Here is a 17,700-nt window from a genome sequence, read left to right on the forward strand (position 1 = left end):
AAGGTTAAATATCGAAGGTATATGATAGGAAATGGTTTCCATTCTGGAGTACGTGTAAGACTTTGGGCTAAATCGAAATTGGAAATCGGTAAAAATTTTTATATCGGTAGGGATTCTTTTATTGAGACAGATTGTATCATTGGCGATAATGTCATTTTTGGTAATAGGGTTGCAGTTGTAGGGAAATACGATCACCATTATCAGCAAGTTGGTACTTCTATCAGATTAGCTTCCGCTATTCGTGATATTGATTACTCTTGGAAAGGTTTAAATCTTGTAACAAAGATTGGTAGTGACGTTTGGATAGGATATGGCTGCACTATAATGCAAGGTGTTCAAATAAGTGATGGTGCTATTGTTGCGGCGGGTTCGGTTGTTACTAAGGATGTAGAAGCTTATGGTATTTATGGAGGTAATCCTGCAAAAAAAATCACTGATCGTTTCGGATCTATAAAAGATTTAGAAGAACATTGTAAACTTCTTTTGAAGCCGTCTATTTAATAGATAAATTGTTGGATTAAAAACAAAAAAATATTCTAAATTTTTTTGACTAGAAAAAAATATTAGATATAATAAGTAATTAAAAATAATGACTAATCCAATTACTACCGTTCCGTTGCTAGACTATTCCATTTTCAGTGGCGATTTGTCTGGTTGTATTGCTACCGGCAAAACGCTCATCAACACCATTAATCAATATTCCTTTTGCATTGCCGAAGAGGATGCTGAATTTAAAAATGCCTTACAGCAATCGGATATTTTATTGCCGGATGGTATGGCTATTGTGGCGGCAGTTAAATTGTTGAGTGGTCGGAAAACAACAAAAATTGCAGGAGCTGATTTGCACAACTTCCTTTTGGATGATTTAAATAAAAAAGGAGGAAGTTGTTTCTATTTGGGTTCGTCGCAAAATACATTACTAAAAATTACAACACGTCTTGCCAAAGAATTTCCAAATATCAAAGTGGGGACTTTTTCGCCACCCTATAAATCGAAGTTTTCAGATGCTGATAATCAACAAATGTTAGAGGCGGTCAATGCATTTCAACCCGATGTGTTGTTTGTAGGGATGACTGCACCCAAACAGGAAAAATGGAGTTTTACACATAAAGCAGCATTAGATGCCAAAATTATCTGTTCCATCGGTGCCGTTTTTGATTTTTATGCTGGAACGGTAGAACGCCCTTTCCCTTTTTGGATCAAATTGCGATTGGAATGGTTTATCCGTTTGGTAAAGGAACCCAAGCGTATGTGGAAAAGGTACCTGTATTATGGTCCCGTTTTTATCAAGTTGATATTGGGAAAGAAAATAAAGGGTGAGGGTAGAAAAAAAATGGTGGTGATTTAATCTTATTAATTTGACTAAAGCCCTTTTCCATTTAAGTGATAGCAATAAAAAAGCTAAAAACCAATTATTTTGTTTCCTATTAAAGAAACTTCTATCTTTGTAAAAAAACAGTACAGAATGGGTTATAAATTTAAAGTTGAATTCCTTGAAAGTGCTTTTGAGTTTTTGGAAAGTCTCGAGTAGAAATCAAAAGAAAAAATACTTTATAATATTTGGAAATCAAGAAGTGTAAATGACAAGGAACTTTTCAAAAAACTAGATGGTGAAATCTGGGAATTTAGAACTCTATATAACAAACAATACCTAAGATTATTTGCTTTTTGGGACAAATCTGTCAAGCAAGATACAATTGTGATTGCTACTCACGGAATTATAAAGAAAACAGACAAGACGCCGAAAACAGACATTGAACGTGCAGAATCGTTGCGAATAAAATATTTTAACGAAAAAAAATAAAAGAGTATGAAAACCTATAGTTTAGATGAAGTAACAGATAAATTCGTTGGAGAAAAAGGGACCGCAAACAGAGAAGCTTTTGAAAACGAACTAAAAATAGATTTGATTGGACAAACTATCAAACAAATCCGAAAAGAAAGAAACTTAACTCAAGAACAATTAGGAGAATTAGTGGGAGTAAAAAAGGCTCAGATTTCGAAAATAGAAAACAGCTTAACTGACGCCAGATTTGATACTATAATCAAAGTTTTCAAAGCCCTAAATGCAAAAATCAATTTTAATGTTGAATTATTAAATCAAAAAGTAGTTATTCCATAAATAGTACTGATTACACAACCAAGGTTTGGAGCTCGTTACAATTGAAGTGATTCATCCGCTTAATCAAAGAACCCAAACGAATGTGGAAAAGGTATTTGTATTATGGTCCTGTTTTTATCAAGTTGATTTTAGAAAAGAAAATGCAAAATGTTTTTGAAAGGATTTAATAAGCCACACAATGATAATAAATAATGACTACATCAATATCTTAGGTTCACTTTATGTGCTATTCCATCAACATTGGCAATCTTTCCGGATAAAAAACGAAAGACTTTTTTCATAATGTTCGATTTGCCGGTTGTCTATCCAAATTGTAAAATAACTATCTTTGTAAAAATATCTGATTATGACTGTATTAGCTGTTACACCTAAAAACAAAAGAGAGCTTTTAATGGTAGAAAAATTTCTGGAAGCTTTCAATGTGAAATTTGAACCTATTGAAATGGAGGATAAACCGTACAATCCAGAATTTGTTGCAAAAATACTTCAGGGAGATGAAGACTTTAAAAACGGAAAATCTATAAAAATAGCCCTTGAGGATTTATGGAAATAAAATTTACCCCTCAAGCAATAGAAGATATTATTTTTTGGAAAAAAACGGGTAATAAAACAATCCACAAAAAAATAAGTACTTTGATTGGGGATATTTTGAAACATCCTTACGAAGGAATTGGAAAACCTCATGGTTTGAAATATGAATTAACGGGAAAGTGGGCAGGAGAAATAAATAAAAAAGATAGACTAATTTATCAAATGCTAAATGATGATGTATTAGAAATTAAATCGGCAAGGGGATATTATAACGATAAATAAAAAGACGAAAAATAAATAAGGGCGATCTGCGATGGGTCGCCTTTATGTTACCTTACTTAAAAATCAACTAAAATAATGACTAAACCCATTGCTACAGTTCCATTACTGGGCTTTCCATTTACAGTGGCAATTTTTCCAGTTGTGTTCCTGAAGGCTCTGTTTTTTTTGATCTACATCAGAATATACCCCAATAATTAAATAATACCCTTTTCGCTTTATATGTCACTATTAAAAGATCTATCCGCATACCGTTTTTCCCGTTATTTCAAACTTTGTTTTATACTATGGGATACATTGTTATTAAACGGAGCCATCATTCTGTCCTTTGTGATTCGCTATGATAATTTCGACCGGATGCATCTGAAGGAAGTCCGGACTGTTTCTTTATTATCTAATCTGTTTTGGGTTATTTTATTGCTTTATAAAGATGCGTATAGAATCATCCGAATTGAGCGTATTGAGACTATACTTATACGAATGATCAAGCATATCTCCATTCATGTGTCTTTGATTGCCGTATTCGTGACTGTTTTGAAATATTCGGATATATCGCGTTTGCGTTTGTTGTATTTTTATCTGATCTTTTTTATCTTACTTTTTGTGTCCCGTGTGGTGTTTATGAAATTTTTAAAGTACATCCGATCCGAAGGATATAATTTTAAAACGGTAATAATAGTAGGGGCCAATGATGCCGGGGAGAACATAAGAAGGATTCTTTCAAAAGACCTGACGTATGGGTATCGGATCCTTGGTTTTTTTGATGATACAGTAGATCCATTTGCGCGGGTTTCATTACCTGTGCTGGGTAAATTTGTTGATATTCAAGACTATATCAGCACGAACAATGTAGATGAAATGTATATTGCGTTGCACATTGATAACATTAAAATAATCCATCAATTAACGGCCTTGTGTGAACGGTATATGGTGCGTATCAAATTCATTCCTGATTTCCAGCAGTACACCCGATCCCGTAAAGTGGAAATCACTTTTTACGAAAACACGCCCGTACTGATGTTGCGTAAGGAGCCTCTGGAAGGATCCCTTAATCGGTTGTTGAAAAAAACAGTTGATGTTTGCTTTTCTCTTGGGGTTATCGTTTTGATTTTTCCCTGGTTATTCCCCATACTGATTATCCTAATAAAAATGGATTCTCCGGGACCCATCTTTTTCAGACAAAAGCGCTCCGGCAGAGATAATAAAGAATTTTGGTGTTTGAAATTCCGAACGATGCGGGTGAATAAAGCAGCAGATGAGTTGCAGGCGACACTTGGAGATAAAAGGGTAACCAAGCTTGGGGCTTTCATGCGCAGAACCAATATTGATGAATTGCCACAATTTTTCAATGTTTTTTGGGGTACAATGTCGGTGATAGGACCGCGTCCTCACATGCTGATGCATACCGAACAATACTCGGAATTAATCAATAATTATCTGGTGCGTCATTATGCCAAGCCTGGTATTTCGGGATGGGCACAGGTAAACGGTTTTCGTGGAGAAACCAAAGAACTGATCGAAATGAAAGACCGTGTGGATTATGATATTTGGTATATCGAAAACTGGAGTCTTTTACTGGATATGAAAATTATTTATCTTACCGTTTTTAATGTGTTTAAAGGGGAGGAGAAGGCTTATTAGTGTTCAGTGTTCAGTGATCAGTGATCAGTGTTCAGTCTCAGTTTTCGGGATTATGTTTAGTGGTCAGGGTTTAGTGTTCAGTCTCAGTCTCAGTTTTCAGTCTCAGTTTTCAAGGATTAGGTTTAGTGATCAGTGGTCAGTGATCAGTGGTCAGTGATCAGTGTTCAGTGTCAGTTTTCGGGATTATGTTTAGTGGTCAGGGTTTAGTGTTCAGTCTCAGTCTCAGTTTTCAGTCTCAGTTTTCAAGGATTAGGTTTAGTGATCAGTGTTCAGTGTTCAGTCTCAGTTTTCGGGATTATGTTTAGTGGTCAGGGTTTGGTGTTCAGGGTTTAGTGTTCAGTGTTCAGTCTCCGTTTTTAGTAATAAATTTTTAGTGGTCAGTTTTCAGTCTCAGTCTTAGTTTTCAGTCTCAGTTTTCAGTGATCAGTTTTCAGTTTTTAGTGATTAGTCATCAGTGAGTAGTGTAAAGGGGTTTGTGATCCGTTTTTAGTTTCCGTTTTCAGTGGTTGGTGAAAACTGAGGAGGAGTTGTATGTAAAGTATTCAAAGAAGAGTAATAAGCGCACTAGTTATGAGGATTATTCGGTTATGCGGACATAAAAGCACTAAAGTTGTAATTAACGCGGTACTATTCCCTTATTGAGAGGGGTTAGGGGTGTGTTCTTTTATTTTAAGTCACTATTCGGTGTAATGTCCCCGACCGCTATCAGAACATCCGAACGGACGGTTCTATAAAAACTCAGAGAGGCTCAATTAAATCCTGAATACGGGTTATCGCACAGTAAACGCATCACTATCTATCGAGACGATTTTAGGATATTTTGGTGCTTTTCCGCTGATGATTAAAAATTAACACACCCCTAACCTCCCGTCCTAAAAACGGGACAGGCTCTCTGAAGAGGGGAATCTGCCCCTGCCTTTCCATTTATTCAGGGTTAAAACAAATTCCAAATTCTAAAATCTGCAATTTTTACAGCTCTATTCTTTAAAAGCGAACTGCATATAGGATATTTTTGTGCTTTTCATCTCATGAAAAAAAAATTAACACACCCCTAACCTCCCGTCCTAAAAACGGGACAGGCTCTCTGAAGAGGGGAATCTGTCCCTGCCTTTCCATTTATTCAGGGTTAAAACAAATTCCAAATTCTAAAATCTGCAATTTTTACAGCTCTATTCTTTAAAAGCGAACTGCATATAGGATATTTTTGTGCTTTTTCGCTCAGGATTGAAAATTAACACACCCCTAACCACTCTTAAGAGGGGAATCTGTCCCTGCCTTTCCATTTATTCAGGGTTAAAACAAATTCCAAATTCTAAAACCTGCAATTTGTGCAGTTCGGTTTTTAAAAGCGAACTGCATATAGGATATTTTTGTTCTTTTTCGCTCATGATTAAAAATTAACACACCCCTAACCTCCCGTCCTAAAAACGGGACAGGCTCTCTTAAGAGGGGAATCTGTCCCTGCCTTTCCATTTATTCAGGGTTAAAACAAATTCCAAATTCTAAAACCTGCAATTTTTACAGTTCTATTCTTTGTAAGCGAACTGCATATAGGATATTTTTGTGCTTTTTCGCTCATGATTGAAAATAAACACACCCCTAACCTCCCGTCCTAAAAACGGGACAGGCTCTCTGAAGAGGGGAATCTGTCCCTACCTTTCCATTTATTCAGGGTTAAAACAAATTCCAAAATTCTAAAACCTGCAATTTTTACAGTTCTATTCCTTAAAAGCGAACTGCACATAGGATATTTTTGTTCTTTTCATCTCATGATTAAAAAATAAACACACCCCTAACCTCCCGTCCTAAAAACGGGACAGGCTCTCTGAAGAGGGTAATTTGTCCGTGCTTTTGTATTTATTGAGAGTTAAAACAAATTCCAAATTCTAAAACCGGCAATTTTTACAGCTCTATTCTTTAAAAGCGAACTGCATATAGGATATTTTTGTTCTTTTTCGCTCATGATTAAAAAATTAACACACCCCTAACCTCCCGTCCTAAAAACGGGACAGGCTCTCTGAAGAGGGGAATCTGTCCCTGCCTTCCTATTTATTCAGGGTTAAAACAAATTCCAAATTCTAAAATCTGCAATTTGTACAGCTCTATTCTTTAAAAGCGAACTGCATATAGGATATTTTTGTTCTTTTCATCTCATGATTAAAAAATAAACACACCCCTAACCTCCCGTCCTAAAAACGGGACAGGCTCTCTGAAGAGGGGAATCTGTCCCTGCCTTTCCATTTATTGAGAGTTAAAACAAATTCCAAATTCTAAAACCGGCAATTTGTGCAGTTCGGTTTTTAAAAGCGAACTGCATATAGGATATTTTTGTTCTTTTTCGCTCATGATTAAAAAATAAACACACCCCTAACCTCCCGTCCTAAAAACGGGACAGGCTCTCTGAAGAGGGGAATTTGTCCGTGCCTTTGTATTTATTGAGAGTTAAAACAAATTCCAAATTCTAAAATCTGCAATTTTTACAGTTCTATTCCTTATAAGCGAATTTTCTGGTCGTATTACTTTTTTAACTTTAATAAAAATTTTAATCGCTATATTTGCGGCTTTTAAAAATTAAAAACGTATGAAATATTTTTCTTTATTACATAAAACAGTTCCATTGTTTTTAGTGCTGTTCTTTTTTTCTTGTGCTTCCCGAAAGGATGTGGTCTACTATCAAGGTATTGATGGAATGGCTCCCGCCGATAAATCTAATTCGTATGAAATTAAAATACAACCGGATGATTTGTTGATGATCATTGTTTCTGCCGAAGATCCGGAAATTGCCGCGCCCTTTAATTTGAAATCAATTTCAGTGCAAACTCCGGGCAAATTAGATGCTGCTGCTGGCCTACAAACCATGCAATTGTATTTAGTCGATTCTAATGGGTCAATAGAATTTCCAGTTTTAGGGAAACTAAAAGTAAGCGGATTAATTCGCTCTGAAGTTATGAAAATGCTTCAGGACAAAATTGCCGTCTATATTAAAAATCCAATAATCAATCTTCGTATCATGAATTTCAAAGTTTCAGTGCAGGGAGAGGTGAATGTACCCGGCACATTTCCTGTGGCTTCTGATAGAATCACCTTGATTGAAGCGTTGACGTTAGCTAAGGATTTGACTATCTACGGGAAAAGAAATAATATATTAGTTATTCGTGAAATAGACGGAGTGAAGTCCTATAACAGAGTAGATATTACCAAAGCGGAGTTTATTAATTCTCCTTTTTATTATTTGGCCCAAAATGATGTGGTTTATGTGGAGCCAAATAAAACTAAGATAAACGGAGCAGCAATTGGTCCCAATACCGGAGTTATTATTTCTATAACGTCTATATTGATTACCTTGATTACCCTAATAATTACGACTACAAAATAAATTTTGAATGGAAAATAACAACTTTGACGAAGATTATGAAAACGATTTTGATTTAAAAGCATTTTTTAATAAGTATTTGATTCACTGGCAATGGTTCGTATTGGCCGTGACTATTGGTTTAGTGGGTGCGTACATATATTTGAGATACACTATACCACAATATCAGGTGGCCACTACAATATTGGTAAAAGACGATAAAAAAGGGGGTATGCTCTCCGAACTTTCGGCATTTGCTGACCTAGGAGTGGGTGGAGGTATGAAAAGTAATCTCGATAACGAGATCGAAATTCTAAAGTCACGCACATTGGTTGAAAGTACGGTAAAAAAGTTAAATTTAAACACCAGTCTGGTCATGGCAGGGCAAATCTCTGACAGGGAAATCTATGATGAAGCCCCTATTTCTGTTAACTTTATGGATAAAACGAATGAGTTTTATCAAAGTTCGATTCAATTAAATTTTAAGGAATTGACACCTTCTACTTTTGAATTAGTTAATGTAGCAACTAATGATTCTCCCAGAATAATTTTAAGTGGAAAAAATGAATTTCAATATGAAAAACCCATAATGACCAAATACGGAGTTTTGATCATTAGTAAATTAGTGCAACATGTAGAGGCGAAAAAGTTCTATGATAAATCGGTTAAAATACGTGTTAGCCCTCTCGAAGATGTAGTAAGAAGTTTTCAAGGCCGCTTAAAAGTTGAGCCAGTCAGCAAAACCAGTAGTGTTGTGACGCTTTCCATAATCAGTCCGGTAATAAGAAGGGCGGAAGATTTTTTAAATAATTTAACCGTAATTTACAATGAAGATGCCGCTGCCGACAAAAATTTTATATCTGAAAATACCTCCGTTTTTATCGCCGATCGATTAAAATTGATTACGCAAGAATTGGATGGAGTGGAACAGGATGTGCAAAGTTTTAAAAAATCGAATCAACTGACTGATATCGAATCAGAAGCAAAGTTGTTTATCGAAGGTTCTAATGAATACGATAAAAAAGGGGTAGAGACAGAGATTCGGTTGAATATGGTTAGCTCTATGTTGAATTTTCTGAAGAAAAGTACAAATGCAGATTTATTACCAACAAACATTATTTCTGGGGATGTTAGTGCAGCGGGAATGATTAATTCTTACAATCAATTGGTTTTAGACCGCAATAGAGTTTTGAAATCTGCTACGGAGGTCAATCCATCGGTGGTAAAAATGGATCAGGAAATTACCTCCTTGAAAAGTAATGTTCAAGGAAGTTTGCAGAGGATGCAGTCCAATTTAAACATTGAAAAAAGAAACCTAAATAGCGAAGAAAATATATTGAATGCCAAAATTAGCAAAATTCCGGTGCAGGAGCGTCAGTTCAGGGTGATTGCAAGACAACAAAAGGTCAAAGAAGAATTGTATTTGTATTTGTTGCAAAAAAGGGAAGAAACGGCCATCTCACTAGCAGCTACAGAGCCCAATGCCAGAGTAATTGACGTAGCCAAAGCAGATAAAAATCCTATCTCCCCAAAGAAAAATATTATTTATCTAGCTGGTTTATTATTAGGACTCCTTATTCCATTTGGAGTTATTTATACGGATGATTTATTGGATACTAAAATAAAAAGCCGCCTAGATTTAGATGGTAAAACGCTTATCCCATTTATAGGGGATTTGCCTACTTCTGACAGTCCTTCGGAAATTATAAAATCAGAGAGTCGAACCAGTTCTGCTGAAGCTTTGCGAATCATCAGAACCAATCTGGAGTTTATGTTGAGTAAAGCGGAGGAAGGGCAAGCCAAAACACTATTTTTAACATCTACTTTCCCTAAAGAAGGAAAGACGTTTGTATCGGCTAATCTTGCCGCAACATTTGCCTTGTCTGGAAAAAAAGTGTTGCTAATTGGTATGGATATCAGGAATCCAAGATTAGACGAATATTTTACTTTGCCAGAAAGAGGATTTACCAATTATTTGTCTTCGAAAGATTTAAAATTAGAAGATCTGATTATTAAACAGGATGGATTTGAAGATTTTCATATTCTCCCTGCAGGTATAATTCCTCCCAATCCGGCCGAGTTATTAATGAGTAAAAAAGTGGATGTACTTTTTAACGAATTAAAATTACAGTACGATTATATTATGGTGGATACAGCCCCGGTAAGTTTAGTGACGGATACCTTATTGATTGCGAAACATGCGGATTGTTTTATTTATGTAGCGCGAGCTAATTTTTTAGAAAAACGTATGCTGAGCATAGCCAATACACTATACAAGGAGCAAAAATTGCCTAATATGTGTCTGCTTCTTAATGATACGGATTCCACAAAAGGGTATGGCTATGGCTATGGCTATGGAGCAAAAGTGGTGAATGAACCTTGGTATAAAAAAATATTGAAAATATAGTACTATTTATTTCGAATTGAAACAGGTTTAAAAGTTTACAAGATGTTTTTATTTTGTAAACTTTTTTCTATTTATTAGTACTAATACTTATAGAATTCACTTTTTTTTGTCATTTGGGAGTAAATGTGTTTACTTTCGCAAAGGTAAAGAAAGGTTAATTCTCTAGTACCTTGATATATGTCAAAAAATTTTATTTTTTGTTTTATATTTCCTACTGAAAGTATAGATTTTCCTGTAATTTAGGCTAGATTTGTAAAAATTTTAAAAAATAAGTGTGCTCACTATGTGGCTTACAATGGCGAAGCCATGTGGAGTTAATAATAGCAGGGTCATCTTAAGAATAGATTTCCAAGTAGAATACATATAAATTGTAAATTTTAGAATAGACATGAGAAAAATAATTATTGTGGCTGTGTTTTTTATAGCCCTTTTTCAATCCTCCACCATGCTAGCGCAAGACTTACTTAAAAGTACCGATTTGAGTACGTTGAAAGTAGATTATTTATCGGATAGTGATATTGCTAAGATTAAAACTCAGTTGCAAACTAATAATATGACTATTGAGCAAGCGGAACCAATGGCTTTAGCTAAAGGAATGCCGGCATCGGAGTTTGCTAAATTGAAAACTCGTTTGGGAGAAATAAAAAATGATGCTACCAATGCTAAAAAAGAGGATGTAAAAGACGAGAAAGAATCGAATGAACTGACCCGAAAGCAGGATAAGATCGTCAATAAAAAAGTAAAAGATTCAATCAATGCTTTGATTTTCGGCTCGGAATTGTTTGACAATCCTACCTTAAATTTTGAGCCCAATTTAAAATTGGCTACGCCAGTTAATTATGTGCTTGGACCCGGTGATGAATTGCAAATTAGCGTTTATGGCGTGCAGGAATTTAATGCGTCTGTGCCGGTAACCATGGAAGGTAAGGTAAATATTCAGTACGTGGGTCAGATTCCGGTTTCGGGGATGACTATCGAAGCTGCTACCCAAAAAATAAAAACAGCTATTGCCAGAGTGTATAGCACAGTTGGATCCGGGCAATCACAAGTAGGGATCAGTTTGAGCCGTATACGGACGATTCGAGTAACCATAATAGGCAGCAGACAGCCGGGTAATTATTCGATATCTTCTTTGGCAACCGTTTATAATGCCTTGTTTTTGGGTGGTGGTCCGGGAAAAAATGGTAGTTATCGAAATATTGAATTGTTAAGGAATGATAAAATATATCGTACTATTGATATTTATCATTTTTTAGTGAATGGTGATCAATCGGATAATGTGGGATTAAAAGACAACGATGTTATTCGTATTCCGGCATATAATCAAAGAGTTACTGTGGAAGGGCAGGTGAAACGTCCCGGTATTTTTGAAATGAAAAAAGGAGAAACTTTTACTGATTTATTATCTTTTGCTTCAGGATTTAATGAATTTGCCTATACAGCTTCGGTAAATGTATTGCAAAAAACGGATAAAGAATTTAAAGTTCGCGATGTCAAATTCGCGGAATTTAATACTTATAAACCTTCCTCGGGGGATGTATTTAGAGTTACAAAAATTTTAAACCGTTTTGAAAACCGTGTCAAAATTGACGGTGCTGTCTTTAGACCTGATACCTATTCTTTTTATGAAGGAATGCGTATCTCCGATTTGATTGCAAAAGCGGATGGGTTGAAAGAAGATGCGTATAGTAACAGAGCCAGAATCATTCGATTACAATCAGATTTGACAACGGAAATTGTCAATGTGAATTTGGCGAAAGCCTTGGAGGGAGATCTTGAAGCAGATGTGGCTTTGAAAAGAGAAGATGTCGTAACGGTGTATTCTATTTTGGATTTTGTTGAAGAGTATAAGATAACCATTGACGGGGAGATTAAAAAGCCAGGTATTTATGATTATCATGCAGGTTTAACGTTAAATGATTTATTGGTGCAGGCAGGCGGATTGACTGGCTCTGCTTCTAAAAGAGTGGAAGTAGCGAGAATGATCAAGTCGGAAGAAATTGATGACACCAATCCAAGTAAAGCGCAATTGTTTAATTTAGAGATCACAGCAGACAACAATGAACAGTTGAAAAACTTTGACTTACAGCCATTTGATGTGGTGAATATCCGCAAAATGGCCGTGTATGAAAAACCAGAGATGGTAACCATAAGCGGTGCGGTGAATTATTCCGGAAAATATGTTTTGGCAACCAAAAAAGACAGGGTCTATGATATTGTTGAAAGGGCAGGTGGCTTGACGTCCTTAGCCAATATAGAAGGAGTTAAAATTAAAAGACCGATACAAGCCAAACAAATTGAAGCGGTAGAAAGTGTTGATTTGAATTTGGGTAAAAAGGACAGTATTCAAAAAAAACTGACCAAAAAATTAAAAGAAGATTTAAAATTTGCTACAATACCCGTAGATTGGAAATCGATTGTTAAAGATCCGAAAAGTAATACTAATGTAACGCTGTTTCCGGGAGACGAAATTGAGGTGGCGGCTTTTAATGAAGGCGTAAAAGTTACCGGAAATGTACTGTTGACTTCTGAGATACCTTATCAAAAAGGGAAAGGGTTTAGGTATTATATAGGTTCTGTTGGTGGAGTTGATAATAAAGGTTGGAAAAAGAAGGCATATATCATTTATCCAAACGGTAAAGCGGCAGTAGCGCATTCGTTCTTGTTTATACGTTCCTATCCTAAAGTAACTCCGGGGTCTCAGATCATTGTTCCGGAAAAGCCAGAAGTTAAAAAGATGAGTACTGGTGAATTTGTAAGTATAGCGGGGGTTTTGGCCAGTTTGGCGGGTGTTATTATAGCGATATTGAGGTAGTGATCAGTGGTCAGTGTTCAGTGGTCAGTTCACAGTGTTCAGTTTGCAGTGATCAGTGATCAGTGATCAGGTTGCAGTGGTTAGTGTTCAGTAATTAGTGCAGGTTTCACAGTGTTCAGGTTTCAGTGTTCCGGGATCAGTGATTAGTCTCAGATAGGAGATTTCATTTGTTCTACCCTTCCTTCGACTTGCTTAGGATGACATTAGAGACAAATGATCGACACTGTTTAAAATATACATTTAAATAATAAATAAAATACAGGCGTAAAATCTTGAAACAATGAATAAAGAAATACCTAACGACGAAATCTCTTTAAAAGAATTGCTTGAAAAAGCCAAAGATTGGTTTTCGTATTTACTTTTGCAATGGAAAATTATACTCTTGGCAGCAATTGTTGGAGCTGGTTTAGGATTAGCCTATTCCTATATTAAGAAACCTATTTACACTGCTACTTTGTCTTTTGCGTTAGAAGACGAAAAATCCGGTGGAGGGTTAGGAGGCGCTTTGGGTTTAGCGAGTCAGTTTGGACTGGATCTTGGTGGTGGTGGTGGTAGTATTTTTACCGGTTCTAATTTGACGGAGTTGTTTAAGTCCCGTAGTATGGTCGAACAAACTTTATTAACTCCTGTTGCTTCTAGCGATAAAAGTATTTCTTTGGCCGAAATGTATATCCAGAATATAGGATGGAGGGATAAATGGAGCGATAATCCTAAATTTGCAGCCATTCAGTTTTTGCCCAATGTGAAACGCAAATACCTTAGCAGAGTGCATGACAGTATTTTGGGTGTGATTTATGAGGATTTGTCAAAAAGTGGATTGTCCGTTGGACAAAAAGACAAGAAAGTAGCTATTATAAGTATTGATATGGTTTCTACTAACGAATTGTTTGCTAAATATTTTACTGAAGCACTTGTTAAGGAAGTGTCCAATTTTTATGTTACTTCTAAAAGTAAAAAGGCACGAATGAATATGGATATTCTCGAACGTCAAACTGATTCGATTCGCAGGGAACTCAATGGAGCAATTACCGGTGTAGCTGTAGCCAATGATAATACCTTCAATTTGAATCCTGCATTGAATGTAAGACGTGCTCCTTCTGCCCGAAGACAAGTTGACGTGCAGGCGAATACGGGTATATTAACCGAATTGGTGAAACAAACAGAATTAGCCAAAGTTACTTTGCGCAAGGAAACGCCATTAATTCAGTTAATAGACAGGCCAATTTTACCATTGAAGAAAGAAAAATTTGGGAAAGCTGAAGGAATTGTGATGGGAGGATTTTTAGCGGGGTTCTTTGTTATTGTAGTTTTGGTAATTAAACGAATTTTGAATATAATAAATAAAGATTCATAAAAATATAATATAAATGTTTAAAGATAAAGTATTATTAATTACCGGTGGAACAGGTTCTTTTGGTAATGCCATGCTCAGAGGTTTTTTAAATTCGGATTTAAAAGAAATTCGGATTTTTTCAAGGGATGAAAAGAAACAAGAAGATATGCGTATCGAGTACAAAAATGATAAATTAAATTTCATTATTGGAGATATTCGTGATTTTGATAGTATTAATAATGCCATGAATGGTGCTAATTTTGTTTTTCATGCTGCCGCATTAAAACAAGTTCCATCATGTGAATTTTATCCTATGCAAGCCGTGCAAACTAATATTTTAGGTGCTGAGAATGTACTAGAGGCTTCCGCTAGAAATAACGTTGAAAAAGTTGTTGTATTAAGTACTGATAAAGCAGTTTATCCAATCAACGCAATGGGAATTTCTAAAGCTTTTATGGAAAAGTTAGCTGTTTCTAAAGCTAGAGATTCAAGAGTAAAAAATGCTAATGCAATATATACAGCCACACGTTATGGAAACGTGATGTGCTCCAGAGGATCTATAATCCCTTTATTTATCAAGCAAATTAAAGAGGGTCTACAACTTACAATAACCAATCCTAAAATGACTCGCTTTATGATGTCTTTAGACGATTCGGTTACTTTAGTCATGTATGCGTTTACACATGGCAATCCTGGAGATATTTTTGTTCAAAAATCACCTGCTTCTACGATTGCTGATCTAGCTCAAGCCTTAAAAGAAATTTTTAACTCTGATAACGAAATTAAGATTATTGGAGAACGTCATGCTGAAAAAATGTATGAATCTTTGTGCTCTAAAGAAGAAATGTCAAAAGCAGATGATTTAGGAGATTTTTATAGAGTTCCTGCTGATTTTAGAGATTTGAATTATACTAAGTACGTACAAGAAGATGGTCCAAAATTATTAAATGAAGAGTATAATTCTGACAATACGTACAGGTTAAGTATTCCAGAATTGAAAAAATTACTATTGACTTTAGATTACGTTCAAGAGGAATTAAAATCACATAATAAATAATACATTATGTTACCATTAATTAAAACCAGTATTCCACCTCGTAATATTTTAATGCCAAGACTAGAGGAGGTTCTTTATAGCGGTTATGTTGCTCAAGGAGAAATAGTAGAAGAATTTGAAAGGAAATTTGAAGATTTTATTGGCGGTGGTAACACGCTTTCATTGAATTCAGGTACTGCTGCACTTCATATTGCCTTAATTCTTGCAGGTGTTCAGGAGGGAGATGAAGTCATAAGCACTGCTATGACCGCAGAGCCCACTAATGTTGCAATAAAGATGGTTGGTGCTAAAATTAGATGGGCTGATATTGATTATGAAACAGGAAATATTTCTGCTGCTGCTATACAAAACGTAATTAATGAAAAAACAAAGGCAATTATTGTTGTCGATTATGCGGGGACAGGGGTAGATGTAAAGGGAATTCAAGAAATTTCACAACAATACAATATACCTGTAATTGAAGACGCTGCGCATGCTTTGGGTACTACTTATAATGGTAAAAAAGCAGGTACACATTTTCCTTTTACAGTATTTTCTTTTCAAGCTATAAAACATTTAACCACAATAGATGGTGGTGCTTTGCAAATTCAAGACAAGCAGTTATATGAAAAAGGAAAGTTAATTAGATGGTTTGGGCTCGATAAAAAGTTAAGCAGATTGGATAATGATATTCATTTCCAAGGCTATAAGTACCATATGAATAATGTAAACGCGGCAATCGGATTGGTTCAACTTGAGACAATCGATGAATTGTTACAAAAGTATCGTTTAATAGGTAAATATTTAGACTTGCATTTGTCTGATTTATTTGGAGTAGAGACAGTAAAGCATTATCCAAATACTGAATCTTCTTATTGGTTGTACACTCTTAAAGTTGATCGAAGAGATGATTTTGTTAAAATGATGACCGAGAATGGTTTTATGGCATCAGAAATTCACAAGCGAAACGATTTGCATAGTTATTTGAATGATCATCCAGCAAAAATGCCTAATTTAGATAGATTTTACTCGAGATTAGTACACATACCTTGCGGGTGGTGGGTAACTGTAGAAGATTGTGAAAAAATGATTCAATTAATTAAAAAAGGCTGGTAATGATTCCAATTTATAAGCCTTATATGCCCCAAAATATTAGTGATGACATAACTGAAATACTTTATTCCGGACAATTAGGCTATGGAAAATATGGAAGAAAGTTTGAGAGCCAATTGCAAAGTTTTATAGGATGTGAATATGTACTATCCGTTAGTTCCTATAATATTGCGATGCAAATTGTTTTGTCAACATTAGGTTTGCAATTTGGTGATGAAGTTATTGCTAGTCCCGTGAGTTGTTTGGCCTCCAATCAACCTTTTGCGGTAAAAGGATTAAAAGTAGTTTGGGCAGATGTTAATCCTGAAAATGGAAGTATGTGTCCAGACGATGTGAAATCTAAAATTACTATAAATACCAAAGCCATTTTTCACAATCATTTTTGTGGTTATTTAGGAAATATTGACCAAATAAATGAATTAGGAAAATCTTATGGAATTCCTGTTGTAGATGATGGAATTGAGGCGTTTGGTTCTGAATATAAGGGTAATAAATTGGGAAATGTCGGCACAGATGTTACAGTTTTTTCGTTTCAAACAGTTCGCTTACCCAATACAATTGATGGTGGTGCTATTGTTTATAAAGACAAAAAATTATATAAGAAAGCATTATTAATTCGTGATTATGGAATAGATAGGACTATCTTTAGAACCCCAAATGGAGAAATAAATCCAGACTGTGACATCAAGTTAGAAGGCTATGCTGGATTGATGAGCGATTTAAATTCATATATAGGAACCAGACAAATGGACGATATAGAAAGTCTTTTGGTTGTTCAGAAGAATAATGCTGTGATTTGGAATTGTAAATTCACAAATATAGACACCATTAATTCATTGAAAATGACGTCAGATTCCACACCTAATTATTGGGTTTATGGGACTTTATGTAAAAATAAAACACAAGCTATAAAAGATTTTAAGGAAAGTGGTTTTTATTCCACAGGGGTACATATTAATAATAATGTGTATACTGTTTTTGATAATAAAGTTTCTTTACAAGGGGTAAATGAATTTATGAATCATTTTGTAGCCATTCCTTGTGGGTGGTGGTTTGAAAATAAATAATTAT

The 17,700-nt window shown here is 35.2% G+C and carries 13 protein-coding genes and 1 pseudogene; all 14 read left to right on the forward strand.

Annotated elements, in window-relative coordinates:
* Window positions 1-279: 279 nt before the first annotated feature.
* A pseudogene (locus tag ACFX5E_RS14540) lies at window positions 280-444 on the forward strand (DapH/DapD/GlmU-related protein); the annotation flags it as partial.
* A gap of 145 nt (window positions 445-589) precedes the next feature.
* The gene (locus ACFX5E_RS14545) at window positions 590-1,348 is read left to right on the forward strand and encodes a WecB/TagA/CpsF family glycosyltransferase (protein ID WP_379855883.1); all 759 of its coding nucleotides are present in this window, start codon (window positions 590-592) and stop codon (window positions 1,346-1,348) included.
* 210 nt (window positions 1,349-1,558) lie between these two features.
* Entirely contained in the window at window positions 1,559-1,804 is a 246-nt protein-coding gene (locus ACFX5E_RS14550; protein ID WP_379855915.1) for a type II toxin-antitoxin system RelE/ParE family toxin, read from the forward strand.
* Window positions 1,805-1,810: 6 nt separating this feature from the next.
* Window positions 1,811-2,122 (forward strand): helix-turn-helix domain-containing protein, encoded by a 312-nt coding sequence (locus ACFX5E_RS14555; protein WP_379855884.1) that lies wholly within the window; start codon window positions 1,811-1,813, stop codon window positions 2,120-2,122.
* A 346-nt stretch (window positions 2,123-2,468) separates the two neighbouring features.
* Complete coding sequence (locus ACFX5E_RS14560) at window positions 2,469-2,675, forward strand: DUF2683 family protein (protein WP_379855885.1); 207 nt, start codon at window positions 2,469-2,471, stop codon at window positions 2,673-2,675.
* Window positions 2,666-2,935, forward strand: coding sequence for a Txe/YoeB family addiction module toxin (locus ACFX5E_RS14565; RefSeq protein WP_379855886.1), 270 nt, complete (start codon window positions 2,666-2,668; stop codon window positions 2,933-2,935). The genes ACFX5E_RS14560 and ACFX5E_RS14565 overlap by 10 nt, the downstream gene beginning before the upstream one ends.
* 219 nt (window positions 2,936-3,154) lie before the next feature.
* Window positions 3,155-4,573, forward strand: coding sequence for an undecaprenyl-phosphate glucose phosphotransferase (locus ACFX5E_RS14570; RefSeq protein ID WP_379855887.1), 1,419 nt, complete (start codon window positions 3,155-3,157; stop codon window positions 4,571-4,573).
* Between the two features lie 2,581 nt (window positions 4,574-7,154).
* The gene (locus tag ACFX5E_RS14575; protein WP_379855888.1) at window positions 7,155-7,949 is read left to right on the forward strand and encodes a polysaccharide biosynthesis/export family protein; all 795 of its coding nucleotides are present in this window, start codon (window positions 7,155-7,157) and stop codon (window positions 7,947-7,949) included.
* Window positions 7,950-7,956: 7 nt separating this feature from the next.
* Window positions 7,957-10,332 carry a GumC family protein gene (locus ACFX5E_RS14580; RefSeq protein ID WP_379855889.1) on the forward strand — a complete coding sequence of 792 codons (2,376 nt, stop codon included), beginning with the start codon at window positions 7,957-7,959 and terminating at the stop codon, window positions 10,330-10,332.
* Between the two features lie 388 nt (window positions 10,333-10,720).
* Window positions 10,721-13,147: an SLBB domain-containing protein gene (locus ACFX5E_RS14585; RefSeq protein ID WP_379855890.1), complete on the forward strand. Its 2,427-nt coding sequence runs from the start codon at window positions 10,721-10,723 to the stop codon at window positions 13,145-13,147.
* A gap of 280 nt (window positions 13,148-13,427) precedes the next feature.
* Window positions 13,428-14,501: a Wzz/FepE/Etk N-terminal domain-containing protein gene (locus tag ACFX5E_RS14590; protein WP_379855891.1), complete on the forward strand. Its 1,074-nt coding sequence runs from the start codon at window positions 13,428-13,430 to the stop codon at window positions 14,499-14,501.
* Window positions 14,502-14,514: 13 nt separating this feature from the next.
* Entirely contained in the window at window positions 14,515-15,537 is a 1,023-nt protein-coding gene (locus ACFX5E_RS14595) for a polysaccharide biosynthesis protein (protein WP_379855892.1), read from the forward strand.
* 6 nt (window positions 15,538-15,543) lie between these two features.
* Window positions 15,544-16,632, forward strand: a complete 1,089-nt coding sequence (locus tag ACFX5E_RS14600; RefSeq protein ID WP_379855893.1) for a DegT/DnrJ/EryC1/StrS family aminotransferase — start codon at window positions 15,544-15,546, stop codon at window positions 16,630-16,632.
* The gene (locus ACFX5E_RS14605) at window positions 16,632-17,696 is read left to right on the forward strand and encodes a DegT/DnrJ/EryC1/StrS family aminotransferase (RefSeq protein WP_379855894.1); all 1,065 of its coding nucleotides are present in this window, start codon (window positions 16,632-16,634) and stop codon (window positions 17,694-17,696) included. Before ACFX5E_RS14600 ends, ACFX5E_RS14605 begins: the two co-directional genes overlap by 1 nt.
* Window positions 17,697-17,700: the final 4 nt, after the last annotated feature.

Origin of the sequence: Flavobacterium xylosi (assembly GCF_042787345.1) — a bacterium.
In the GTDB taxonomy this organism is placed as follows: Bacteria; Bacteroidota; Bacteroidia; order Flavobacteriales; family Flavobacteriaceae; genus Flavobacterium; species Flavobacterium xylosi.

Excerpts from the sequence above, each read along its gene's own strand:
- ACFX5E_RS14565 (WP_379855886.1), top strand. The coding sequence starts at position 2,666 with ATGGAAATAAAATTTACCCCTCAAGCAATAGAAGATATTATTTTTTGG.
- ACFX5E_RS14605 (WP_379855894.1), top strand. The coding sequence starts at position 16,632 with ATGATTCCAATTTATAAGCCTTATATGCCCCAAAATATTAGTGATGAC.
- ACFX5E_RS14560 (WP_379855885.1), top strand. The coding sequence starts at position 2,469 with ATGACTGTATTAGCTGTTACACCTAAAAACAAAAGAGAGCTTTTAATG.
- ACFX5E_RS14575 (WP_379855888.1), top strand. The coding sequence starts at position 7,155 with ATGAAATATTTTTCTTTATTACATAAAACAGTTCCATTGTTTTTAGTG.
- ACFX5E_RS14555 (WP_379855884.1), top strand. The coding sequence starts at position 1,811 with ATGAAAACCTATAGTTTAGATGAAGTAACAGATAAATTCGTTGGAGAA.
- ACFX5E_RS14585 (WP_379855890.1), top strand. The coding sequence starts at position 10,721 with ATGAGAAAAATAATTATTGTGGCTGTGTTTTTTATAGCCCTTTTTCAA.
- ACFX5E_RS14570 (WP_379855887.1), top strand. The coding sequence starts at position 3,155 with ATGTCACTATTAAAAGATCTATCCGCATACCGTTTTTCCCGTTATTTC.
- ACFX5E_RS14580 (WP_379855889.1), top strand. The coding sequence starts at position 7,957 with ATGGAAAATAACAACTTTGACGAAGATTATGAAAACGATTTTGATTTA.
- ACFX5E_RS14545 (WP_379855883.1), top strand. The coding sequence starts at position 590 with ATGACTAATCCAATTACTACCGTTCCGTTGCTAGACTATTCCATTTTC.
- ACFX5E_RS14600 (WP_379855893.1), top strand. The coding sequence starts at position 15,544 with ATGTTACCATTAATTAAAACCAGTATTCCACCTCGTAATATTTTAATG.
- ACFX5E_RS14590 (WP_379855891.1), top strand. The coding sequence starts at position 13,428 with ATGAATAAAGAAATACCTAACGACGAAATCTCTTTAAAAGAATTGCTT.
- ACFX5E_RS14595 (WP_379855892.1), top strand. The coding sequence starts at position 14,515 with ATGTTTAAAGATAAAGTATTATTAATTACCGGTGGAACAGGTTCTTTT.